The sequence below is a fragment of the Flavobacterium profundi genome, from assembly GCF_006491645.1.
GTDB classification, from domain to species: domain Bacteria; phylum Bacteroidota; class Bacteroidia; order Flavobacteriales; family Flavobacteriaceae; genus Flavobacterium; species Flavobacterium profundi.
On the sequence record NZ_VDCZ01000007.1, the window covers coordinates 162,987 to 187,675 of the forward strand.

Consider the following 24,689-nt stretch of genomic DNA (forward strand, 5'->3'; position numbering starts at 1 on the left):
ACATGGAAGCATATAACAACTCAATTTATCCTGTTTTTGAGGCCGATCAAGTGTTGAGTCAGAAAGAACTTAATGCTTTGGTAAGTCATTTAGAAGAACAAGATCGTCTGACTAGAAAAAATCTCATAGGAATAGGAATCGTTTGTGGATTAGATATAACATTCCCAAATACGAAATCTGTAGCGATTGCTTGTGGAACAGCCGTTACTTCTTTAGGTTTTCAAATGGCTTGGAAAGGAGCTACTTTTACCCAATTCAGAGACTATGAAATTCCAGATACTTTTTTAAAACCAGATTATACAAGAGAGCCTTATTTACAGTCTATTTTTGAGCACAGTGCTTCTTATGAAACAATAAAAAAATGTGTTGAATTACTTCCTAATACTGCTACGGGTCCAGATGTTCAAGTAGTGCCTGATGCTTTTTTTGAAGATAAAATTATTTTACTTTTTTTAGAAGTAACACTTATTGATCAAAAGAACTGTGTGACTACCAATTGTGATGATAAGGGTAAAAGAATGGAATTCAATGTAAGACCTTTAGTTATTCCGTTAAATGAAATTACAGAAGAATGGCTCACCAAATATCCTTCCACCAAAACCTATGATGCCTTAACATTTCCTAGATATAATGTTTCAGAACAGTTTAAAAAAATAACTACTGCAGCTGAGGTTTTAGAAGAATTTAAAAAAGTAATTAAAAACAACTATTTAAAAAATGTATCAGATACCATTCAAAATGTATATACTGATTTTCAAAATATAGTCACTAGTTCAGATGGATTATCGGTGTTGGAACAAGCTTTACCCGTTTTAAACCAAACGGTTGCTATCTATCAAGAAGGGCTTTCGGTACAGTATTTATGGGATTGGATTTTTGATATCACAGAGGCCTATAATGAAATTGTTGCTTTTAGTAAATTGAATCCCTCTTTATGTTGTGTAGATGAACAACTATTTCCGTTTCATGTGGTTTTAGGAGGTCTTACATCAGTAGAAGAAGCCTATAGAACCCCTTTTATTCCTACATTAAATTCAAGTTATGAGACCAAGGCTAAACGAAAAGAAATTACCTTTTTATTTCAGAAATTAGCGCTTCTCATTAACAGTTTTGAAATTCCAAAGCAGACCACTATTAAAGTGACTCCTTCTATCCTTGGAAGAGCTACTTTAAGTGAAAAAGCAATCCCTTTTTATTACAATTCAATTGAGGAATTAAATAAAAAATGGAATCCTAAATTAACAGCAGCAAATAAAAACGATACCATTTTGTCGTATCATGCAGATGCATCTAATTATACTGATAAAGATGCTGTAAAACAACCTTTACTATATGATTTAGAACCCTATAATTTTTTTAGAATAGAAGGTCACATTGGTAAAAATTATGAAGAGGCTTTAGTGCAATTAACCGGACTGAAAGACAATTTTAATTTACCTTTTAAAATTATTGCATTAAATGCGCAATCTTTCTTGAATAAAGAAGTAGACATAAAAAAACATCAAGGTGATTGGGGCGATTTGGAATTGGATTATGATATGTCGAGAACCAAAGTCTTTAATATTACACAAGCAGTTGTAAATTGGATTACACTAAATAAACAAAAGATTATTTCCGAATCTTTAATGACTGAAAACACCATTGCATCTCTTAAAAACATTCTTACAGAAGTTAAAACCTTACTTACCGAAGATTTGACCGAATTCCTTTCCAATTACAAAGGATTTTATGAAATCTTCAAAAATTTGAACGTACTGTTTTTATTTCATCGTTTTTGTTTGACCTTAAACCGAACTAGTCTTTCGGTTATTGCAGAAGATTTAATTGATCATTTGGATGAAATTAACGAATTGTTTTTAGAAGATCCTTTTACTGTCATTTATAATGAAGCCCTTAAAAGATGGTCGCAAATTTATAAAGAATTGTTCTTAAGTACCTTCTTAGAAAAACATAAAGGAATGGAACACAAAGCAGGAGTAACCAAAGGAGGTACTTTTATTATGGTGTATTCTGATAGTAGTATTTTCAAAAAACAAGTGATTCCCTCTAATCAACTTACATTACTGACAACGATTACCAATTACAATGCGGCTATCAATTTGGGAGAAAATTCGGATAGTATTAAAGATGAAATTAAAGATAGTGTGGTTTTAACCAAGACCAATTTTAAAGAGGAATTACCCTATAATCCAGATGCTCTAAAAGACTGTAAAGAGCAAACGGAAGTCATCAAACAGAATTTAATCAAATTGGCAAATTATAATTTGTCTACCAATTATCCGAAATACATGCAAGACTTCTTTGTGGGTAATTTAGGTTCCTTACTGCAGTTTGAGCCTAGCGAATCATCCAATCAAAACAACATACAGGAAAAAGTAATCCTTGCCGATTTTTATATTCCTTATCTATGCTGTTCGCAAGGAAACAATATCAATATCGTATTGGGAAATCAAGAACCTACTATTGGCGATTTTGACCCAACAGATTTTAATACTGAAGATTTTCAAACCAACTAAAATAACATAAAAAAAACAATATTATGGCAACTAGAAACTCCGTAGAAACTAAAATAGCAGCAATTAATGATAGAGGAAACAATACTGCTGCTGAAGTTAGAGACGTACTAACTGAAGTATTAAATTATACTGAAAATCAAGCTAGTTTAGAAACATTTCAAGTTGTATCTGCAAGTCCTATTGAAAGTACTACAAACGATAAAAAATTATTTTTCTCCATTAAAGGAATAAAAGGAGAAACTGCTAACATGACTTTGGTGGTGAAGCCCATTCCAAATGCAACTCCTACAGATTCGAATCAAGTAGTTTTTATGGTACCGTTCAATCAAACTACTGGAAGTTTAACAGTTGAAAACTTCAATTTATTAGCAGGAAATGATGCAGAAGGAATTCTTCCATTAATAGATAACCAAAATTTTTTAATATACACAATACCTCTTTATGGAAATGATCCTGCTCAAGGCACTCTTGTTATTGCTTTAGCTAGAAATTATGGAGATTACAATAACATGATGCTATTGTCTATTTCTAACTTCAGAACAGGTGTAATTTCCACCTCTATATCCATGCACGTTCAAAAATTTGAAGAATCGTTAATTGATAATGTAACTAATGGAAACATTAATGTGGCAGTGGGTCCGAGAGCTAAAGCTACAAAGCCAACAGAGAAAGATATTATGGTATTTTTCAACCAATTGTTTAGTAAAAAGTAAAAAGTAATGCACCTTATTCAGCAACATATGATCGAAATTGAATGCGCTTCCCAAAGTTTTGGAAAAGAGCTACAAAATCAATTGAGTATGCTGTTAGAAAAGGAGTTTTATCCAAAACTAGAACTATTGCTTCAAAAATATGATGTAAAAAATCACATTTGGAATATCGATTGTTTGTCTTTGGAATTACCCATTCTTTCTAAAAAATATTGGAAGGAAGAATTTATTGAAAAAAGTTTACTTCAAATCGAAGATTATTTAAAAATGAATCGTGATGCCAAAGATTACGATTCTAGTGATAATCAATGGAAGCATTTAATTACCAAAAATGATTTGGCAAAAGCTTTATTATTTGATTTTCTAAAAACGGGCTTAGTGAAAGAAAATAGTATTTCAAAAAATATAGAATCTATTGTATTAGAAATAACGGTGGACCAATACTTCTTAGAAGAATTACTTTCTCTTTATAAAGAAGATTTAGACAGTTTAATACGTTGGATTTTTTCTATTCCAGCTTCTTTTAAAAGAATTGTAAACAAAAAATTAAAAGATTACTCGAATGAAATCATTTTTGTTTTAACTGCAATTTTTGAGCAAGAAGTAAGTAGTCAAAAAAAGTTAGTTAAAAAGACTTTTGATAAGATTACTCAAAATAAGGTAATTGAGAAGCAATGGTTTGAATGTGTGCAATGGTTTGTTTATCTCAGTAAAAATACTATTGTATTTCAACAACAATTAAAAAGTACGTTTTTTAGAGTAGCCAAAACATTTTGGAATTTAGATTCCAATGAGGTGGTCTCAATTGGTAATTTTATTGTAGAGAAAATGCATACAAATAATAGTATTGCGAAAAATGAAATAACTGTTTTTTTTCAGAATTGTTTGTCCAACAGTGTTACTACTACTCAGAATGAGTTAACAACCGTTAACGAAGTATATCAAAATATAAAAAACGATGTTTCAAACGGAACATTTGAAAACAATAGCACTCAAGAAACAATATATGTAAGTAATGGAGGTTTAGTGCTTTTACATCCTTTTTTGAAAATGCTTTTTGAACAATTAGACTTTTGTACTTCGGAAGGAATTTGGAAAGATAAAATGCAACAACATAAAGCGATTTTGCTAACCCAATTTTTAATAGATGGCTCAGACCGATTCAGAGAATCTGATTTGATTTTGAACAAGATTTTATGTGGTTTTGCAATAGAAGAAATTGTTAATGTGAAAATAAAATTATCAAAAAAGGAAAAACAAAAAGGAATTCGATTATTAGAAGCTGTAAAATCGCATTGGAAAGTAATGAGCACCTCTTCAATCGAAGCCTTACAACAAACATTCTTGCAAAGAGAGGCTAAATTAACGCGTTTACCAAATCAGGAATATGAACTTTGGATCGAAGAAAAAGGAGTTGATATATTATTGGATCAATTGCCTTGGGGACTGGGTACAATTCAAACTCCTTGGATGGAGAATTATCTAAACTGTCATTGGTATTAATGACCTGAAAAACTATTCTTTATGGCAAAAGCGGAACAAATTCTTCAAAATAAACCACCAAAAAAGAAAGCAAAACCTTTTTTTACAACTACTAAAAAAGTAGCGGTAAAACTTAATGAGGTGCCTAAAAAAAAGGAAACTCCAGAAGTTGTTAAAAAAGATGCTACTAAAAAAAAAGCTCCTAAAAAAGAAGTCAAAAAAATACCTAATAAAAAGGTAGCGGCATTGGCTTTAAAGAAACCGGTCAAAGAAATCGAAGCCACTTCTAGTAAATATCAGAAACACAAAGATAAAGAAGTAGTTTCTAAAGAAACAAAAGAAGCTTCTGTTTTGCCTGCAGTGAAGACGAATCGTGTTGTAGCAAATAAACATCAAATCGACTTGATGAATTCACAAACGACGGGTAAAGATCCCGATCCTAAAAAATTTGATGAAATAAAATTTAAAAAGAAAATTAAAGATCAAATTAATGAAACTGCTAAATCTAAAGCTGAAGCAAAGAAAATTAAAAATAATGGGGTTGATGATGCCGTAACGGAAAACATTGGAACATCATTAGAAGAAGAAAAAACTAAAGTAGGTGGAAAAGTAGAGCAAACTACAATTCCAGCAGGAGAGTCTCCAATAACACCAAAAGATGAGGTAGTTAGTAATGAACCAATACCTTTAAAACCGCTTGTTCCACCATCTAAAACGCTTACTGCTCAAAGAAAAACATTAGCACCTAAGGCAAAACCTAAAGAGGAAACAGATTTTACCAAGGAAACAAAAGTATTGGATGATGATTACAAAAAAAATAATATATCTCAAGACAAACTGCAAAACAGTAATGAACCTAGATTTATTGCTGCTGACAATCAAAAACAAAATTCTGAAGCAAAAGCAGCTGAATTAACAGCACAGCAAAGAGCAGCAGAAAAGAAAACGATTGCTAAAACTAGCTTCGCTAATAATAAAGCCATTAACGGAACATACAATGAAATGTTCACGAATAATAAAAATATAAATGCAGATGGTTTTAAAAATCAAAATGAGAAAAGTAAGGAGGAGACAGCCATTAGAAATAAAGTCAGTACTGAACTTGACAGGATTTTTGATAAGACTAACAAAAAAGTAATTAGTTGCTTTAAAGCAATAGATGATTATATAAATAAGGATTTTAGCGAAATGCTAACCAAAGCACTTGACACGTTTTCAGAAAGAGTCGCTCAATTATTAGACGATAATGACGGAATTGAATGGCTTGGTAAAAAATTAACAGGAACAAAAGTTCAAAGTGAGAGTGAAATTTTTGAAATTGCTAGAAAAGAGTTTATTGATGATATGGATCGTCCTATCGATCTATTAGTGAAAGAAGTAGATTCTAAAATGAATGCAGCAATAACTGCAATTTACGACGGAAACAAAGAAAAAGATACTTTTTGGAACAGTCAGGATAAAGAAACACAACAAATCGCAAAAGATATTAAGGATGATAGCGATTCTAAATTTACAGAATTAGAAAGTTCTGTTGAGGCCAAAGAGGGTGCTATTATAGATACAGTATCCGATAAATTTACAGCTGCATTAGATGAACTAGATGAACGCTTTGAAAAAGCCAAACTTGAAAATATGAGTTGGTTAGACAGAGCTATAGCTGCCGTTAAAGCTGTAATTAATACAATTATTGAGCTTAAAAATTCTTTGCAAGCCATGGCCAAAAAAGCGGCAAAATATGCAGCGCGAATTATTGATGCTCCTTTAGAGTTTTTTGGAAATTTAGCTGATGGAGTTGGTCAGGGCTTTAGTAACTTTAAAAAGAATATAGATAAACATCTTGTGAAAGGAGTTTTAGAATGGCTTACGGGTTCTATGGCAGGCTCTGAAATTATTTTACCCAAAGAACTCAACTTAGAGGGAATTACCAGTTTGGTGTTGCAAATTTTAGGAATAACTATAAAAAAGATAAAAGGATTAGTAATAGATATAATAGGGAAAGAGCGTTTCGAATTTATTGAAAAAGGAGTTGATGCAACAATTGCTGCTGGAAATAAAATTCTTAATATTTTTCAAATATTAAATGAAAAAGGACTTTCAGGGCTATGGGAGTTTATCAAAGAAGAATTCAGTGACTTGAAAGAAATGTTAGTTGAAAATGTAAAAACATTCGTGATAGAAACCATAACTAAAAAAGCGTTAGAGTTTTTATTGTCTTTATTGGTTCCTGGTGGCGGATTTATCAGAGCGGCACAAATGATTATAAAATTTGTAGTTACATTATTTCAAAAAGCGGCACAAATTATTAAAATAATTGATGGTATAATTGATAGTTTTGGAGATATTTTAAATAAAAATTTAGCAAAAGCAGCTGAAAAAGTAGAAAATGTATTTAGTGGTTTTTTAAGTTTAGCCATTAGCTTTTTGGCTGCTATTTTGGGTTTAAATGGCATAGTTGCTAAAGTACAAAAATTCATTCAACAAAAAATTAGACCTAAGATTGACAAAGTGTTGAAGGGTATTGCTAAAAAAATAAAAGAGGTTGTTACTAAAATCGGACTTACGAGATTAATTGATAAGTCTATGAAAGCAGTCGAGAAAGGCAAAAATTGGGTAGATGATAAGAAGAAAAAAGCAAAAGATACTGCGAAAAAATATGGTGAAAAGCTATTAAATTGGTTAGGAATCAAGAAAAAATTTAAAGCTGTTGATGGGAATATGCATACCTTATTTTTTGAAGGTTCCAATAAAAAGCCCAAACTTATGATTGCAAGTGATAAAATGACTTTTGACCTTTTCATAAATAAAATAACAGTAGATTCAGAGAAAAAAGAAGCGATTGCAATTAGCGCTAAAATTAATGCCATTTTAAATGATGATGTTTCCAAGATAACAGATGAAAAAACAAGAAATTCAAGAATTAAAGAAAATCAAAATAAAATAAATGCTTATTTAGAAAGAATATCAAAAATAGCGAGTAAATATTTTAAATTTTCACAGCTACCTGTTTCTAAAATACATTTTGATACCATTTCTCTTGGAGGTGGCGTTATGGGTAAAAAAATGCTGGCATTTCCTTTAACAAGTAACCATCCTGAAGGGACAGAATCGACGGAAGACAAATCGAATCCAGCCTATAATAAAATTGATAAAAGAGGTTATAAAAATGGTTCTTTTTACGTAAAAGGACATTTATTGAATAATAATTTAGGCGGTCCAGGTAGTTGGATAAATTATACACCACTACCAGGAGCAACATTTAACACGAATGTTCACTATCTCAAATATGAAAAGCCATTAAAAGGAGCAATAGAAAAGCAAGAGATTTTTTATTATAAAGTGGAAGCTATTTATAAAAGGTCTAGGCCTGCTTCAACAAGCTCTGATACGGCAATAATTTCTGATATAAAAGATGGAGAAATTACAGTTCCTAATGCATTTAATATTGAGATTTTTAAGTATGATTTTAATGCAGATACGCGCTCGTACGAAAAATCGAAATCACAACCTAATTTTGCAGGAAAAAAATCAGAGGACGTTGTAATTAATAATGATGCTTATTATGCTAAAGGAACTTCAACTGGTGTTGCGTCAAAAATTTATTCTCTAAAAGGGAAATCATTAATGCAATTGTATAAAGATGGTGTAGATCTTGATGTGGCCAAAAAGATTATAGAAAGACAAGATAAAAATTTATCCATAACCGATTATTTCAATCAAATTGGGGTTAAGAAAGAGATTTTATTAAATCTGATAAAGAGAAAAGATGAGAGTTATACTGATATATCACAAAACTAAGAAATATGCCTTTTGACACTTTAAGAAAATATATAATAACGCAACTTTCAGAGTTAAACTCTAATGAAGAGATTAATTTTGAGAATTCATTCGTGCAAACTTTACAAAAAGAAACAACACATGAAGAAGCTGTAATTTTGCTTTTAGCATTAGTACCTCATGTAATTCCAAATTTTTTCGACGAAATTATTAAAGAAATATATCCAGAAGGAGGTGATTTTCCTGAGTTTGGAGGCATCCGTTTAGATAATCATAGAGGAATGTTACCCACAGGTGAAACCGTACAATATATTTTAGCGAAAAATGATTTGAATTATCGTTTAGAAATTCAACAAATATTTTCTCAAGAACATTGGTTTTTCAAACAAAATATAGTTTTACTTGAAGAAGTTAAAGATGGAGAGCCTCTGATGAGCGGAAAAATAATATTACCTAAAGAAATGGTTCATTTGTTATGTTATGGAGAAACAATCAAACCTAAATTTGGGACTAATTTTCCAGCCAAAGAGGTCACTACTTTAATGAAGTGGGAAGATTTAATTGTCAATGAAACGGTGCTTTCTCAAATTAAGCAAATTAAACTTTGGATCAAACACCAAAAAACGCTTTTAGAAGAATGGAACATGAAAAAACAAGTACTTCCAGGCTACAGGACGTTGTTTTATGGGCCTTCTGGTACAGGAAAAACGCTTACAGCTACATTATTAGGATTGGAATTTAATAGACCCGTATATCGCATTGATTTATCACAGGTAGTCTCCAAATTTATTGGCGAAACTGAACAAAATCTTGAAAAGATATTCAATCAAGCAGAGCATAAAAATTGGATTTTATTATTTGATGAAGCAGATGCTCTTTTTGGAAAGCGTACGAGTACCAAATCTTCAAATGATAGATATGCCAATCAAGAGGTAAGTTATCTTTTACAAAGGATAGAGAATTTTAATGGTTTGGTTGTTTTAACTTCAAATTTTAAAAATAATATAGATGATGCTTTTTTAAGACGATTTAATTCCATTGTTAAGTTTTCTAAACCAAATACAGAAGAAAGATTGAAATTATGGCAAAACGCTAAACCTAAAGACGTAGTAATTGACAACGAGTTGTTGTACCAATTAGCCTCTAATTATGAGTTAACAGGTGCTCAAATTGTTTCAGCGGTGATGCATGCCTCTTTGCTAGCTATTGAAGATAATCAAAAGTATTTGTCAAAAGAAAATTTACTCATGGGTATTAAAGAGGAATTTAATAAAGAAGAAAAACAGTTTTCGATTTTCAATAAAGTATAAAATAAAAAAGAGCAACAGAAATGTTGCTCTTTTTGCTTCTTCCGATAGCTATCGGAACTTGGGCTCGAACCAACCCCGATAGCTATCGGGGCTCTGATTAACAGTCAGAATATTTTTCTACTAGTTTATCAATAATTTCAGGATATTTTAAAAGATTTTGAATGTATGTTTTGCTTTTCATATTTTTAATATGTTTTTCAATTGAAAGGGCTTGTTTTTTAGTAGTACAATCAATTTTTAGGAATAGAATCCAGTCAGTAGCATTATAGGTAAATTTTCTAGTAGTAGCATTTTTATGAAATTCTAAACGCAAATCAAAATCTGAAGTATAACCGATATAAAATCGATTTAGTTTTTGAGAATAAAGAATATAAACAATACTCATATTATAAAATCATATAATAAAAAAAAGAGTATCAGAAATGATACTCTTTTTGCTCCCCCTCTTGGGCTCGAACCAAGGACCCTCTGATTAACAGTCAGATGCTCTAACCAACTGAGCTAAGGAGGAAGGTGTTACACCGTTTTTGCGAGTGCAAATATAGAACACAATTTTATATTTGCAAACATTTTTTTCATTTTTTTTTAATTTTTATTGAAGAAAATTTCGCTTACCCAAATATAAATATCTTTACCAAAAGTTAAAGCCATCAAAGTCAGCAAGATAATCATTCCAGCGGTCTGAACATAGCCCATTGCTTTATCGCTTAAAGTTTTTCCAGTAATCATTTCTGCAATGGTAAAAAGGGCATGTCCACCATCTAATCCTGGAATGGGTAATAAATTCATAAAGGCTAAACCGATAGAAAATAATGCGGTAAAATTCCAAATAAATTCCCAATTCCAAGAATCTGGTAAACGTCTAGCGATACCAATTGGGCTTTGTACTTGAGTATAGGCTCCTGTTTTAGGTCTAGCAATTAATTTTAAACTTTGAACATTATACTTAAATAAAGACCAAGATTGCTTTACAGCTTCTGGAAATGCAGCAGCAAAGCCTAATTTTTCCACAACTGTGAACTTTTCTTCTTCTTTATCATCCAAACCAATACCTAATTTTCCTGTTTTATCTAATTTAATAGGTAGCGTTACTTCTTCTCCTTTACGTAAAACAGTTAGACTAATTTCTTTTTCTTTATTTTCAGATAAAATTTTATTCAATGCTTTATTCGTTTCTACAGCTGTGTTGTTCACACGAATAACTTTATCATTAAACAGTAAGCCTTGTTTTTCTCCAATTGAATTTTCAGCAAAACCGCTAATGATACTGTTTTTTAAATTATAATTATAGGCTAAGCCATAATTACTGAAATTTGTCAAGCTAGTATCTACGGCTGTTGTAACAAGAACTTCATTGTTGTTTCTGTTCAAAACAAGAGTGATGGAATCTGCTTTTAGATTTTTCATGGTATCTACAAATTCATCTACATATGTAAATCGTTTTTCATTGACACCTACAATTTCATCATATTTTTCGAATGTATTCTTTTTTCCTTTGAATGAATCAATAAAATAGTGGTTCATTTCTGAACGCGCATGAACAAAACCTCTTCCTTCTTTTTTTATAATTTCACCTTTTTGTTCGTCGGTTAATAATAATTCCACTTTTTCTCCTTGACGATCAATTTCAATTTTGTCTCCAAAAAGAACACCCATGGTCATAAACTTGAAATCATCATAAAATTTACCGTCAATAGCAACGATTTTATCACCGTTTTTAAAGCCTACATTTTGTCCAACTTCACCAAAAGATAAACCGTTTTTTTGTAGTTCTTCCGTAGAAATTACTTTTTTACCAACAGTTGTATACATAATAGTAAAAATGAACCAGGCTAATAAAATATTTACAATGATACCACCTAACATTATAATTAATCGTTGCCAAGCTGGTTTAGATCGAAACTCCCACGGTTGCGCTTCCTGTTTCATTTGTTCCGTGTCCATGCTTTCATCAATCATTCCTGATAGCTTAACATAACCACCTAATGGTAACCAACCAATACCCCATTCAGTTTCCCCAATTTTTTTCTTGATTAAAGCAAATCCTGCATCCATAAACAGATAGAATTTTTCTACCTTAACTTTAAACATTTTTGCCGTTATATAATGACCAAATTCATGAAGAATAACTAATACTGAAAGTATAAATAGAATTTGAGCTAATTGAATCATGTGTTTTTTAATTTTTTTTAATGAAAAAGCAAAAGTAAGGTTTTCACCTTACTTTTTATCATTATTTTTTTATGAGATTATTTTTTTATAAAATTTTTATGAATTACACCTTCAGAGGTATTTATTTTTACAAAATGAATACCAGTAGCAAGACCTTCAGTAGAAAATTCTGGAGTATAATTTGTTAAAACCAACTGACCTAAAGCATTGTAACATTCTACTTTTTCAATTGTTATTGAATTTGGGAGTTGAATTTTAATATTATTACTGCTAGGATTAGGATATAAAGTAATGGTTTCTGCTAATTCGAAGTTTTCATTAGCTAGAGTAGCGGTACTGTTTCTAGAAATAATATGTTTATTTGGGTCAAATATAACATCAGTGACTGTAAATGGCACTGAAACAATAAATTCTTCTCCATTCGTTTGATGATTAACCACCACATCATGGGTTTGTCCAGAACCTCCCACTAATCTAATTTCTAGAGGCATTTCAAAATAAGAAACACTAGCGTCTGATTGCGTTTGAGAAACGGTAATTTTAGCTTGTCCAGCACCCCAATTTTGTGCAGAAATAGTATAGGTTGGGTAACCTTGACCGTATAACCAATCGTTAAAAAATTCATCTAAACTACTTCCGTAGAGGGTTTCTAAATGTGATTTTAAATCTGTAGTTATGGCATATTTGTAAGCTAAATTACTATCTGCTAAATAATTTTTAATAGCTTGAAAAAAGGCTGTATCTCCCATTTTCCAACGCAACATATGAACCACCATCGCACCTTTGTTATAGGTTAATCGACCACTAAAAATGCGATTTACATTTAATGCTTCTGTATCTGTTAAATAAACGGCTCCATTAGTAGCTGATGTAATGCTACTTATTTTATTGGTTTTCCATGAAACAAAGGATGCATCACCATCTAAATTTTCAACGACTAATCCCGATAGATATTCTGCAAAACCTTCATTTAACCAAATGTCTTTCCATGTACCGCAAGTAATTTTATCACCAAACCATTGGTGTGCTAATTCATGAGCAATTAAATTTCTGCCAAAACTATTCATGAAAGAAACCGTTGTGTGTTCCATTCCACCTCCCCAACCAAATTGAGCATGTCCGTATTTTTCATTATGAAAAGGATAAGGCTCGAATAAGGTTTCAAAAACGTTCATTACAGGTAGTGTTACTGCTAATTGCGCTTGTGCGGAAGAAAAATTCTCAGGATAAATGTAATTTACAATTGGGAAATCATTTGGAGCTGTTCCAGCAGTTTGTGTGAATATTTGGTAATTCGTCACGGCAATAGCAACTAAATAAGCAGGAATGGGATAGCCATGATGGAAATGAGTGGTTTTGGTTCCATTTCCATTATCTATAGCGCTTTGTTCTAATCCATTTGATACACTCACATATGTATTTGGTGCAGTAAGATAAACATCAATACTTTCGATTTTGTCATTTAAATCTTGTTTGCAAGGCCACCAATCTCTAGCTCCAAAAGGTTCGGAAAGAGTGTAAATTACAGGAGTGCCATTATGAGTCGAAGCAGTAAAAGCTTGTTCTCCAGTAGCAGGAGCACCTGAATAAGTTATTACTACGTTTCCAGTATTTCCAGTGGTTAATGTTGATGGTAAAGAGATGACAACTTCATTGTTTGCATTTTGAACAAAACTCAGAGTTGTGCTATTCATGGTTACACTACTTACTGTTAATTGATTGGTTAAATCAAAAGTTATGGAAGTCATATCTGACAAAGCGGTAAAAGTAGTAGTAACTTGACCTGAAATAAAGTAAACTGCTGGATCTAATGTAAATCGTAATTCTTGGTACGTAACATCGTAGTTTTGAGTATTCGGATTGATTCTAACTTGTTGTAGAGATGCCGCTGATTTCATTTCAGCTTCCACCATTCTATTAAATTCTTCAGTGTCATTTTGAGAATAACTTATCCAAGAAAATACTATAAATAAGTAAGCAATTTTTTTCATGTGATGTAAAACGTTAGTTTAGGTTTGGTTTTTGATGTAAATGTAGAAAATTAATCCTAAAATGAGAAACTTTGTGTGGGTGTAACACAGTGATTTAGCGAAATGTCATTTTCGAAATGATCCTCTATTTTTTCTTCTGGATCAAAAAACGAAACACCTATTTTGATAACCTCATTTTTGCAAGAACTCAAAAAACGATCGTAAAAGCCTTTTCCATAACCTACTCGATTACCTTCTTTATCATAAGCTAACAGAGGAATAAATACCACATCAATTTTTGATACGGGAACTTCTAATCCATCTACTGGTTCAGGAATATTGTATTCATTTTTTTTAATTTTGGTATTGTCAGTAAGTAAATAATGTGTCATAGATACGGTTTCAAAATGAGATTTAGAGAGTACTACTTCTTTGTCTTTTCCTGCTAAAATTTGTAAAATATATTCAGTATTAACTTCTTTTTGTTCTTCAATAGGTAAAAAAAGATGGTAATAAGTATGTTGCCAAATATCTAGTTTTAATAATTGGTTGGCTATAGCTAAACTTTTTTCTTCCAATTCATTTTCAGAAAATTGCTGCCTTAATGCTTTGTATTTTAATCGTAATTCTTTCTTATTCATTTTCTAATTGAGTTGAAATATGGAAAATAGCATCACCTTGATACACAATAGCTCCGTCATTAGCATTAATAATGTAACCACTGTTTGGTGCTTTTACTTTATGCTCTACTTTACCAAAAGGATCTGAAATCGTGGCTAAAACATCTCCTTTAGTTACATAGCTACCTGTTTTGGTTAAACCAATAAATAGACCAGAATATTGGGCTCTTATCCAATTGGACTTTTCTATAAAAAGTGTTGGATCTACTGTAAAATCAGCATCTTTTTTTGGATTAAGCATGTCGAGATGAAATAAGAAACGTTTGGCTCCATCGATTCCTTCTTGTGTAATTTCAGTATTTAAATCTAACGATTTTCCACCTTCGAAAAGAAGCATCTTTACACCTAATTTAGTACAAACGCTTCGAAACGAACCCGATATATTTTTGGAATACAAAGTAAAAGGTGCTTTGAAAACTTTTGCCAGTTCTTTGAGTTCAGTATTGTTTTGTACAATTCTAATTTGTGGTGCATTGAAGCGACTGGCACCTCCAGCATGAAAATCAACTGCATAATCAAGTAAAGGGACTATTTCTTTTACTAGGAAATGCGCAAACCTACTCGCTAAAGAACCTGTTTTACTACCGGGAAAAACGCGATTTAAATCACGTCCGTCTGGAAATTGCCTGCTTTGGTTCACAAACCCAAAAATGTTAATAATTGGAATACAAATGATAGTTCCACATTTTGGTTTATTAATTTTGCGTCGAATAATTTGTCGGACAATTTCGGTACCATTAATTTCATCGCCATGCAATCCTGCACTAAATAAAACTACTGGGCCATCAATTTTTGAACGCTCTATAATAATTGGAACCTTAAGTTTGGTCATCGTGTGTAGTTTGGCAATTTCCACTTCAACTATTTTACTTTCTCCTGGCAAAATGCGTTCTCCTAATAAATAGATAGCTCTGTCTTTCATCGTTTTGTAATAAGGTGCTAAAAGTAAAAAATCTATTTAAAAAATTATAACGCTCTGCAATTAAATAAAATCTGACAATTTTAGTAACTTTGTTTACTGATTTTTTATAACCTCATTTTACTTAAATAGCAATCATGCAATCATCTCTAGAACTTCAAATACAAACACTGCCTGATAATCCTGGAGTGTATCAATATTTTGATAAAGATGATAAGATTTTATATGTTGGTAAAGCGAAAAATTTAAAGAAAAGGGTTTCTAGTTATTTTACAAAAAGCCATGACAATTATAAAACTAGTGTTTTAGTAAAAAAAATTGTTTCGATAAGACATATTGTAGTAGCTTCAGAATCAGATGCGTTGTTACTGGAGAACAATCTCATAAAAAAATTACAACCGAGATATAATATTCTTCTAAAAGATGATAAAAGTTATCCATGGATTTGTATTAAAAATGAACCTTTTTCTAGAATATTCCCCACTAGAAGAATGGTAAAAGATGGCTCAGAATATTATGGGCCGTATACCAATTTTAAAATAGTGAATACCATTTTAGATATGATTAAAGAGTTGTATCCATTGCGAACGTGTACATACGACTTGTCTCCTTCCAACATTCAATCGGGTAAATATAAAGTCTGTCTTGAATATCATATTGGAAATTGTAAAGGGCCTTGTGAAGGATTGGAAACATTAGAAGCCTATCAAAAGCAAGTGGAAGCTATTCGTCAAATTTTAAAAGGTAATTTTAAAGACAGTTTAAGAGATTTTAAAAAACAAATGATGGAATTGGCTGAAGACATGCAGTTTGAAGCCGCTCAAAAAATCAAAGAAAAAATTGAGGTTTTAGAAAGTTATCAAGCAAAATCTACGGTTTTAAACCCAAAACTTTCCAATATAGATGTATTTTCCATTGTTTCTGATGAAACCATGGCCTATGTAAACTTTCTTCAAATTTCTTATGGTGCTATTGTGCGTTCTCATACCATGGAGATCAAAAAGAAATTGGAAGAAACAGATGAAGAATTATTAGAACTAGCGGTTGTTGAACTAAGAGAACGTTTTAAATTAAAATCAAAAGAAATTATTTTGCCATTTCCTTTAGCATTAGGAGAAAATTTAAAAATTACAGTTCCGCAACTGGGTGATAAAAGACAGGTTTTAGATTTGTCGCTACGCAATGCTAAATATTATAGAATGGATCAATTGAAACAAATAAAAATTGTTGATCCTGATAGACATACCAATAGAATTATGGCTCAAATGCAGAAAGATTTGCGTCTTTCTGTTGAACCAAGACATATTGAATGTTTTGATAACTCTAATATTCAAGGAACAAATCCAGTTGCAGCATGTGTTGTTTTTAAAGATGGCAAACCTAGTAAAAAAGAGTATCGTCATTTTAATATAAAAACAGTAGAAGGTCCAGATGATTTTGCATCTATGGAAGAAGTGGTTTATAGAAGGTACAAACGGTTGTTAGATGAAAACGAATCGTTACCACAATTAATTATTATAGATGGAGGGAAAGGCCAATTGTCATCTGCTTTAAAAAGCATAGATGCTTTAGGATTGAGAGGTAAAATAGCCATTATTGGGATTGCCAAAAGATTAGAAGAATTATATTATCCAGGTGATTCTGTCCCCTTGTATTTAGATAAAAAATCCGAAACCTTAAAGGTGATTCAGTATTTAAGAAATGAAGCGCATCGTTTTGGAATTACACATCATCGGGATAAAAGAAGTAAAGCTGCATTAACGAATAGTTTAGAATCCATTCCTGGAATTGGTGAAAAAACGATGATTACGTTATTGAAACATTTCAAAAGTGTTAAAAGATTGCAAAATGCAACAGAAAAGGAAATTTCAGAGGTAGTTGGTGTTTCAAAAGCCAAAAAAATTACCGACTTTTACAAGGAAAATAAACTCAATTAAATTTATTTTGAAGGCGAACCTCCATGAAAATCGAATTTTGAAAATTGTGAATGAAACTTTCACAAAAAACATCGTTTTCTATAGTCTGTTTTCCGTTGTTTATTTTCTTTTTTCTTTTCAAGTTCAAGCACAGGAAGATTTACAAAAGCCAAAAATAGGCTTGGTGCTTAGTGGTGGTGGTGCAAAAGGATTAGCACATATTGGTGTTTTAAAAGTAATTGACTCTCTTGGAATAAAAATTGATTACATTGGAGGAACTAGTATGGGTGCTATTATTGGAGGACTATACGCTTCAGGATATTCAGGAGAAGAATTGGATTCTTTATTTAGAGAAGTAGATACAGATGCTTTGTTACAAGATTATACTCCTAGAGAATCTAAAACTTTTTACGAAAAACGAAATGACGAAATTTACGCTTTTTCATTACCCTTTAATAAATTTAGATTAGAATTACCCAAAGCTTTGTCTAAAGGATTGTATAATTATCATTTAATTTCTAGGTTAACCAAACACGTTTCTTATATCACAGATTTTGATAAACTACCAATTCCCTTTCTGTGTATTGCAACCGATGTTGAAACGGGACAAGAAGTTGTTTTGGAAAAGGGAACTTTGCCCAAAGCTTTATTAGCAAGTGGTGCTATCCCAACCTTATACAATCCTATTCAAATTGATGGGAAAATGTTGATTGATGGCGGTGTTGTCAATAATTATCCAGTTGAAGAATTATTAAAAAGAGGGGCCGATATTATAATAGGTGTAGATGTACAAGATGGTTTAAAAAAATTAATAGATATTAAAGGAGCAACTGGTGTTTTGTCTCAAGTAACCAATTTTTCTATGATTGAAAAAATGGATAAAAAAAGAGAATTAACCACAATATATATAAAGCCAAATATTAAAGGATATACTGTTGTTTCATTTGAAAAAGGTGGTGAAATTGTTGAAAAGGGAGAAAAGGAAGCACGTAATCACTTAAAAGAATTGATTCCATTACAAACTCAGTATAAAAGGCCTGCTATACAAAAAGAAGCTTCTAAATTATTATATATAACCGATTTGGAAATTAATAATTTGGATAAATTTACTAGAGCGTATGTAGTTGGTAAATTGAAATTTAATAGTAACTCAAAAGTGGAATATAAAACGGTTGAAAAAGGAATTAACAACTTAAATGCCACTCAAAACTTTGAATCTATCTTTTATTATTTCAAAAAAAATCATGTTGGAGAAAAACTCGTAATTGACGTTGCAGAAACGAAAAAAAATACGTTTTTAAAATTTGGATTGCATTACGATGGCCTTTTAAAAAGTACTGTATTGTTAAATGTTACACGAAAAAATTTATTAATTAAGAATGATGTTTTTTCTTTAGATGTTGGTCTAGGTGATAACTTTAGATACAACTTGAATTATTATGTGGATAATGGATTTTATTTGAGTTACGGATTTACTTCCAAATATGTAGGTTTAAATCGTAATTTGGAAAATGACTTTTCGGGCAATGATATCTTAAGTAGTTCAGGTTTAAACTCCCTTAATATAGATTTTTCCGATTTTTCGAATCAAGCCTATGTGCAAACTATTTTTGCACAAAAATTTTCATTAGGAGTGGGCGCGGAATTAAAACATTTGAAAATTGAGTCACAAACCGTTATTGAGAATGTGGATCCTGTTATAGATGATAGTGATTATTTTTCTTTATTTGGATTTTTAAAATACGACTCTTTTGATAATAAATATTTTCCTAAAAAAGGATGGTATTTTGTGGGTGACTTAAAGCCTGTTTTGTATTCTTCTGATAGAGCAAATAATTTTGAAAAATTTACCATCGCAAAAGCAGACGGTGCTATTGCTTTTACCTTGCATAAAAAATTCACCTTTAAATTGCAATCAGAAGGAGGGTTTTCAATTGGTGAAAATCGTGTGCCCTATTTGGACTTTGCTTTGGGTGGTTATGGCTTTACGCAGATTAATAACCTAAGACCTTTTTTAGGATATGATTTTGTGGCTTTAAGTGGGAATAGTTATGTAAAAGGGAGTGTGGTTTTGGACTATGAAGTTTTTAAAAAAAATCATCTTAATTTTACTGCAAATTATGCAAATATTGGTAACAATATTTTTGATGATGGAACTTGGATTGAAAAACCAATGTATAGTGGATATGGTTTTGGATATGGTTTGGAAACACTAATTGGGCCAATTGAAATTAAACATTCTTGGTCACCAGAAACAAGAGATCATCATACTTGGTTTAGTATAGGTTTCACGTTTTAAATTTTTTTCCGATATTTGTATATATGAAACAATGGGACAACTTATTAATCCATTTAAAATTCCTCATCAAGAGAAATCCTGAATGAGTTCTATTAATGTGCCAATTGTCAAAGTATCTATTTTTAATAGATGTTGACACGTTAACGAATTGTTGAATTAACACATTAAAAAAATGCCAATATATCATAAACTTGGATCAATTCCTCCAAAAAGACATACACAGTTTCGTAAAGAAAATGGAGATTTATATTACGAACAACTATTTGGTACCATAGGTTTTGACGGAATGTCTACCAATATGTATCATGAACATAGACCTACACAGGTTAAAGAAATTAAACAGCAGTATAGTGTAGCTCCAAAAATTGCCAAAGCAAACAACATTCAATCCTATAGATTAAGAGGATTTCAAGTAACACCGCAAGAGGATTATTTAGAGAGTAGAAAAATCGTTTTAACCAATTCCGATTGCCATATTGTTTTGGCTGCTCCGAAAAAATCAATGACCGATTATTTTTATAAAAACACCGATTCCGATGAAGTGCTTTTTATTCATAGAGGAACGGGTAAGTTAAGAACCATGTTAGGGAATTTAGATTTCAAATATGGAGATTACTTGGTTATTCCTAGAGGGATGATTTATAAAATTGATTTCGATACGGAAGACAATCGTCTTTTTATTGTAGAATCAAGAAGACCAATATATACTCCTAAGCGATATAGAAACTGGTTTGGTCAATTATTAGAACATGCTCCTTTTTGTGAAAGAGACATTCGTAGACCTGAAGAATTAGAAACCCATAATGAAAAAGGAGATTTTGTAATTAAAGTGAAGAAGAAAGACGAAATTTTCGATATGGTGTATGCAACCCATCCCTTTGATGTTGTGGGTTATGATGGTTATAATTATCCTTACGCATTTTCAATTCACGATTTTGAACCCATTACAGGAAGAATTCATCAACCGCCTCCAGTGCATCAAACTTTCGAAACAGATGCTTTTGTAATCTGTTCTTTTGTACCAAGACTTTATGATTATCATCCTTTGGCAATACCAGCACCATACAATCACAGTAATATAGATAGTGATGAGGTGTTGTATTATGTAGATGGGGATTTTATGAGTCGTAATGATATTGAAGCTGGTCATATTTCTTTGCATCCAGCAGGAATTCCACATGGACCACATCCTGGAGCAGTGGAAAGAAGTATAGGGAAAACGGAAACACAAGAATTAGCCGTAATGGTGGATACTTTTAAACCTTTGATGGTTACGGAAGAAGCTATGAAAATAGCTGACGAAAAATACTACCAATCTTGGTTAGAATAAGCTATGAATTATAATAAATTATCTGCTGAACCTATTGCATTAATTTTAGCGATTATATCGTTAGTCCTAGGAGTTTTAGGTTGTTGTTGCTATGGTATACTTGCTTTTATACCCTTAGTATTAAGTATAATTGGATTAGTTCTTGCGAATAATAGTTTAAAAGAATATTATCAAAATCAGGAGGCTTTTTCAATACAAAGTAAGAATAACGTAAATCTAGCTAAAACTTTAAATATTGTTTCAATAGTTATAAATGGAATCATTTTTTTATTTGGAATTATAGTTTTACTTATTTATGGAACTATTATTTCAAGCAGTGTTTTAAAAGGGATACAACAAAAAGATAATTTTGAAAAGTTAGAGTATCAATTGGATTCACTAGAGACGCCTTACGAATTTCAAGAAGAAAGTAATACTAAAATAGACACAACACAAATAAAATAAAAGTAAAAATCATGTCAAAAGAAATAAAATCAGTAAACTACGGTTTAGAAAAAATATTTGAAGGAGCACAAGACTTCCTTCCATTGTTAGGTACAGATTATGTAGAATTTTATGTTGGTAACGCAAAACAAGCCGCTCATTTTTACAAAACCGCTTTTGGTTTTCAATCGTTAGCTTATGCAGGTTTAGAGACGGGTGTAAAAGACAAGGCTTCCTATGTATTAAAACAAGACAAGATTCGTTTGGTATTAACTACAGCATTAAACAGTAATTCGCCTATAGGAGAACATGTAAAAAAACATGGAGATGGAGTAAAAGTTATAGCGCTTTGGGTAGAAGATGCGCGTAAATCATACGAAGAAACAACAAGTCGTGGGGCAAAGTCTTATTTTGAGCCTATGGTTGAAAGTGATGAAAATGGAGAAGTGGTTCGTGCAGGAATTTATGGAGCTTATGGAGAAACAGTCTTTATTTTTGTAGAACGTAAAAATTATAATGGAATTTTTATGCCAGGTTATAAAGAATGGAAATCAGATTATAACCCAGAGCCTGTAGGATTAAAATTTATTGATCACATGGTGGGTAATACCGGATGGAATAGAATGAACGAAGCTGTTAAGTGGTTTGAAGATGTGATGGGATTTGTAAATTTTCTTTCGTTTGATGATAAACAGATTACTACCGAATATTCTGCTTTAATGTCGAAAGTTATGAGTAATGGAAACGGAAGAATCAAATTTCCAATCAATGAACCTGCAAATGGTAAAAAACGTTCACAGATTGAAGAATATTTAGATTTTTATGAAGATGAAGGTGTGCAGCATATAGCTGTTGCTACTGACGATATCTTAAAAACTGTTTCAAGTATGCGTGCTAGAGGAGTAGAGTTTTTAAGTACGCCTCCACAAGCTTACTATGATGCAATACCTGAAAGATTAAAAGATCATATGGCGAATTTTAAAGAAGATATTTCTGAGTTGCAAAAATTAGGTATTATGATTGATGCAGATGAAGAAGGGTATTTATTACAAATTTTTACGAAGCCCGTTGAAGACAGACCTACACTATTCTTCGAAATTATTCAACGAATGGGTGCAAAAGGGTTTGGAGCGGGTAACTTTAAAGCCTTATTTGAGTCGATTGAAAGAGAACAAGCATTGCGAGGTACGTTATAAAATGCGAAAAATATTTAATATTATTAAAAAATACTATTAAATGATAATAATAATTCTGTTAAAAGAGTTAAAGTTGACATTTTGATAAATAATCTTCAAAAAACCATATACATTTGCACTCGCAAAAAAGGAGATAGATTCTATGTCCAATTTTGTTAGTAAGTTTTCATAATTTATAGTTTTTGGTTGGTTAATAGCATAAAAACTCAGTCATTAATTTTGACTGGGTTTTTTTGTTTCTTATTTTTGGAACAGAAATTGCACTCTTTTCTTAAAAAATAAAATTATGAAAAAAATTATAGTACTACTTCTAGTTTTTATTTCTACAAATTCATTTGTTCAAAAAGAGGATGCGTTTACCACAGGAGAGTGGTTTAAGCTTCGTATTCATTATGGTTTAGTAAATGCAGGATATGCTACTCTGGAAATTAAAGAAGCTGTCAGAAACAATCATAAGGTACATCATGTGCAAGGAAAAGGGTGGACCACTGGAATGACAAAATTATTTTTTGAAGTTAAAGATGATTACCAAAGTTTTTTTGATAAGGAAACAGGTAAACCGTATCAATTTTTAAGAAAAATTGATGAAGGAGGATACACTAAATATCAAGAAGGATTCTTCAATCAAGATAATAATACGGTTCGAGTTAAAGATTATAAAAATGATACAGAAAACACCTATTCCGTTCCTGAAAATGTGCAAGATATAGTATCTTCATTTTATTATTTACGAAATCATCCCAAAATTGATACTTTAAAAGAAGGAGAATCTATTACGATAGATATGTTTTTTGATAATGAAACTACAAAGTTTAAGTTAAAATATATTGGTAAAGAAGATATAAAAACTAAATTTGGAAAAATTTCTTGTAAAGTTTTCAGACCTTACGTTCAAGCAGGAAGAGTTTTTAAAGAAGAAGAAAGTTTAACTGTTTGGATTTCAGATGATGACAACAAAATTCCAGTGCGAATTAAAGCGAGTTTAGCGGTTGGATCATTGAAGGCTGATTTAGATGCTTTTAAGGGATTAAAACACTCTTTTAAAGTAAAAGTTGACTAATGGAAGTAACACCAGAATTACAGCATCAATTAAATAGAATTGATGAAAAGTATAAAGCAATTAATCAAAATACAGAAACACATCTCGAAGGCCTTTTATGGTCTAAGCCTATAACGTATTGGGATTACATTCAAACCGATGCGCTTCTAAATTTGCAAATTCAAAGAACCACATTGCCTGATGAAATGGTCTTTATCATGTACCATCAAGTGAATGAATTGTTGTTTAAAATGATTCTTTGGGAAATTGATCAATTAGCGCATACAACTATGCCTACAACCGATTATTTCACTGAAAAATTAGGTAGAATAAGTCGTTACTTTGACATGTTGACCACTTCTTTTACCATCATGACAGACGGAATGGAACCTGAACAGTACTTAAAATTTAGAAATACGCTAACACCTGCTAGTGGTTTTCAAAGTGCCCAATATCGATTGATAGAGTTTGCAACCACAGATTTAATTAATTTAATAGACAATCGTTTTAGGGCTACCATAGATAGAAACACACCTTATGAACACGCATTTGAGCATTTATATTGGCAAGCAGCGGGTAAAGATTACACAACTGGTGAAAAAACGTATCTGATAAAAGAGTTTGAAAGAAAGTATAAAAAAGTGTTTTTGGATTTTATGGAAGAATATAATACCATAAATCTTTGGAGAAAATACAAACAATTACCTCAAGAAGATCAAAACAATAACGCATTGATTGATGCCATGCGCCATTTAGATAAAACAATAAACATTACATGGGTAATGGGTCATTTTAATGCTGCTAAAAAATACATTGAAAGTGTACCTGGAAATCATGAGGCAACAGGTGGAAGTGATTGGAAAAAATACATGTTGCCTAAATATCAAAAACGAATATTTTTTCCAGAATTATGGTCAGATGATGAAATAGCAAACTGGGGTGAAAATGTTTAA

General features: G+C 31.4%; 17 protein-coding genes and 1 tRNA gene. 12 read left to right on the forward strand and 6 right to left on the reverse strand.

From position 1 onward, the window contains the following. Positions 1 to 2: 2 nt before the first annotated feature. The 5 genes from FHG05_RS10695 to FHG05_RS10715 are packed head-to-tail and all read left to right on the forward strand — an operon-like array spanning position 3 to position 9,792. A complete protein-coding gene (locus tag FHG05_RS10695) occupies positions 3 to 2,516 on the forward strand; it encodes a hypothetical protein (RefSeq protein ID WP_140998017.1) in 2,514 nt (837 codons plus the stop codon). Between the two features lie 23 nt (positions 2,517 to 2,539). Further along, positions 2,540 to 3,229 (forward strand): hypothetical protein, encoded by a 690-nt coding sequence (locus tag FHG05_RS10700; protein WP_140998018.1) that lies wholly within the window; start codon positions 2,540 to 2,542, stop codon positions 3,227 to 3,229. Between the two features lie 6 nt (positions 3,230 to 3,235). Beyond that, entirely contained in the window at positions 3,236 to 4,729 is a 1,494-nt protein-coding gene (locus tag FHG05_RS10705) for a contractile injection system tape measure protein (RefSeq protein ID WP_140998019.1), read from the forward strand. Positions 4,730 to 4,750: 21 nt separating this feature from the next. After that, positions 4,751 to 8,503, forward strand: coding sequence for a hypothetical protein (locus tag FHG05_RS10710; RefSeq protein WP_140998020.1), 3,753 nt, complete (start codon positions 4,751 to 4,753; stop codon positions 8,501 to 8,503). Between the two features lie 5 nt (positions 8,504 to 8,508). Next, positions 8,509 to 9,792 (forward strand): ATP-binding protein, encoded by a 1,284-nt coding sequence (locus tag FHG05_RS10715; protein ID WP_140998021.1) that lies wholly within the window; start codon positions 8,509 to 8,511, stop codon positions 9,790 to 9,792. Positions 9,793 to 9,889: 97 nt separating this feature from the next. Here FHG05_RS10715 and FHG05_RS10720 read toward each other — a convergent pair whose 3' ends face one another. From FHG05_RS10720 to FHG05_RS10745, 6 genes are all read right to left on the reverse strand, one after another. After that, a complete protein-coding gene (locus tag FHG05_RS10720; protein ID WP_140998022.1) occupies positions 9,890 to 10,177 on the reverse strand; it encodes a GIY-YIG nuclease family protein in 288 nt (95 codons plus the stop codon). Positions 10,178 to 10,229: 52 nt separating this feature from the next. Continuing rightward, positions 10,230 to 10,303, reverse strand: a tRNA-Asn gene (locus tag FHG05_RS10725). Positions 10,304 to 10,377: 74 nt separating this feature from the next. After that, on the reverse strand, positions 10,378 to 11,964 hold the full coding sequence (locus FHG05_RS10730) for a M50 family metallopeptidase (RefSeq protein WP_140998023.1): 1,587 nt from the start codon (positions 11,962 to 11,964) through the stop codon (positions 10,378 to 10,380). Positions 11,965 to 12,041: 77 nt separating this feature from the next. After that, entirely contained in the window at positions 12,042 to 13,955 is a 1,914-nt protein-coding gene (locus tag FHG05_RS10735; protein WP_140998024.1) for a M1 family aminopeptidase, read from the reverse strand. Positions 13,956 to 14,011: 56 nt separating this feature from the next. After that, positions 14,012 to 14,575 (reverse strand): 5-formyltetrahydrofolate cyclo-ligase, encoded by a 564-nt coding sequence (locus tag FHG05_RS10740; protein WP_140998025.1) that lies wholly within the window; start codon positions 14,573 to 14,575, stop codon positions 14,012 to 14,014. Continuing rightward, entirely contained in the window at positions 14,568 to 15,536 is a 969-nt protein-coding gene (locus tag FHG05_RS10745) for a succinylglutamate desuccinylase/aspartoacylase family protein (RefSeq protein WP_140998026.1), read from the reverse strand. The genes FHG05_RS10740 and FHG05_RS10745 overlap by 8 nt, the downstream gene beginning before the upstream one ends. A 134-nt stretch (positions 15,537 to 15,670) precedes the next feature. Between FHG05_RS10745 and uvrC the strand changes: the two genes are divergently transcribed. The 7 genes from uvrC (at position 15,671) to FHG05_RS10780 (ending at position 24,689) form a co-directional block, all read left to right on the forward strand. Beyond that, a complete protein-coding gene (uvrC, locus tag FHG05_RS10750) occupies positions 15,671 to 17,470 on the forward strand; it encodes an excinuclease ABC subunit UvrC (protein ID WP_157504237.1) in 1,800 nt (599 codons plus the stop codon). Between the two features lie 46 nt (positions 17,471 to 17,516). Next, complete coding sequence (locus FHG05_RS10755; protein WP_235889683.1) at positions 17,517 to 19,748, forward strand: patatin-like phospholipase family protein; 2,232 nt, start codon at positions 17,517 to 17,519, stop codon at positions 19,746 to 19,748. A gap of 172 nt (positions 19,749 to 19,920) precedes the next feature. Further along, positions 19,921 to 21,078, forward strand: coding sequence for a homogentisate 1,2-dioxygenase (locus tag FHG05_RS10760; RefSeq protein WP_140998028.1), 1,158 nt, complete (start codon positions 19,921 to 19,923; stop codon positions 21,076 to 21,078). Positions 21,079 to 21,081: 3 nt separating this feature from the next. Further along, positions 21,082 to 21,522, forward strand: coding sequence for a CCC motif membrane protein (locus FHG05_RS10765; protein WP_140998029.1), 441 nt, complete (start codon positions 21,082 to 21,084; stop codon positions 21,520 to 21,522). An 11-nt stretch (positions 21,523 to 21,533) separates the two neighbouring features. After that, positions 21,534 to 22,697 carry a 4-hydroxyphenylpyruvate dioxygenase gene (hppD, locus tag FHG05_RS10770; protein WP_140998030.1) on the forward strand — a complete coding sequence of 388 codons (1,164 nt, stop codon included), beginning with the start codon at positions 21,534 to 21,536 and terminating at the stop codon, positions 22,695 to 22,697. 286 nt (positions 22,698 to 22,983) lie between these two features. Beyond that, positions 22,984 to 23,757 carry a DUF3108 domain-containing protein gene (locus FHG05_RS10775; RefSeq protein ID WP_140998031.1) on the forward strand — a complete coding sequence of 258 codons (774 nt, stop codon included), beginning with the start codon at positions 22,984 to 22,986 and terminating at the stop codon, positions 23,755 to 23,757. Beyond that, positions 23,757 to 24,689: a tryptophan 2,3-dioxygenase family protein gene (locus tag FHG05_RS10780; RefSeq protein WP_140998032.1), complete on the forward strand. Its 933-nt coding sequence runs from the start codon at positions 23,757 to 23,759 to the stop codon at positions 24,687 to 24,689. Before FHG05_RS10775 ends, FHG05_RS10780 begins: the two co-directional genes overlap by 1 nt.

Coding starts and splice junctions, on each gene's coding strand:
- FHG05_RS10745 (WP_140998026.1), bottom strand. CDS start 15,536: ATGAAAGACAGAGCTATCTATTTATTAGGAGAACGCATTTTGCCAGGA.
- uvrC (WP_157504237.1), top strand. CDS start 15,671: ATGCAATCATCTCTAGAACTTCAAATACAAACACTGCCTGATAATCCT.
- FHG05_RS10700 (WP_140998018.1), top strand. CDS start 2,540: ATGGCAACTAGAAACTCCGTAGAAACTAAAATAGCAGCAATTAATGAT.
- FHG05_RS10710 (WP_140998020.1), top strand. CDS start 4,751: ATGGCAAAAGCGGAACAAATTCTTCAAAATAAACCACCAAAAAAGAAA.
- FHG05_RS10775 (WP_140998031.1), top strand. CDS start 22,984: ATGAAAAAAATTATAGTACTACTTCTAGTTTTTATTTCTACAAATTCA.
- FHG05_RS10735 (WP_140998024.1), bottom strand. CDS start 13,955: ATGAAAAAAATTGCTTACTTATTTATAGTATTTTCTTGGATAAGTTAT.
- FHG05_RS10780 (WP_140998032.1), top strand. CDS start 23,757: ATGGAAGTAACACCAGAATTACAGCATCAATTAAATAGAATTGATGAA.
- FHG05_RS10695 (WP_140998017.1), top strand. CDS start 3: ATGGAAGCATATAACAACTCAATTTATCCTGTTTTTGAGGCCGATCAA.
- hppD (WP_140998030.1), top strand. CDS start 21,534: ATGTCAAAAGAAATAAAATCAGTAAACTACGGTTTAGAAAAAATATTT.
- FHG05_RS10715 (WP_140998021.1), top strand. CDS start 8,509: ATGCCTTTTGACACTTTAAGAAAATATATAATAACGCAACTTTCAGAG.
- FHG05_RS10705 (WP_140998019.1), top strand. CDS start 3,236: ATGCACCTTATTCAGCAACATATGATCGAAATTGAATGCGCTTCCCAA.
- FHG05_RS10730 (WP_140998023.1), bottom strand. CDS start 11,964: ATGATTCAATTAGCTCAAATTCTATTTATACTTTCAGTATTAGTTATT.
- FHG05_RS10765 (WP_140998029.1), top strand. CDS start 21,082: ATGAATTATAATAAATTATCTGCTGAACCTATTGCATTAATTTTAGCG.
- FHG05_RS10740 (WP_140998025.1), bottom strand. CDS start 14,575: ATGAATAAGAAAGAATTACGATTAAAATACAAAGCATTAAGGCAGCAA.
- FHG05_RS10720 (WP_140998022.1), bottom strand. CDS start 10,177: ATGAGTATTGTTTATATTCTTTATTCTCAAAAACTAAATCGATTTTAT.
- FHG05_RS10760 (WP_140998028.1), top strand. CDS start 19,921: ATGCCAATATATCATAAACTTGGATCAATTCCTCCAAAAAGACATACA.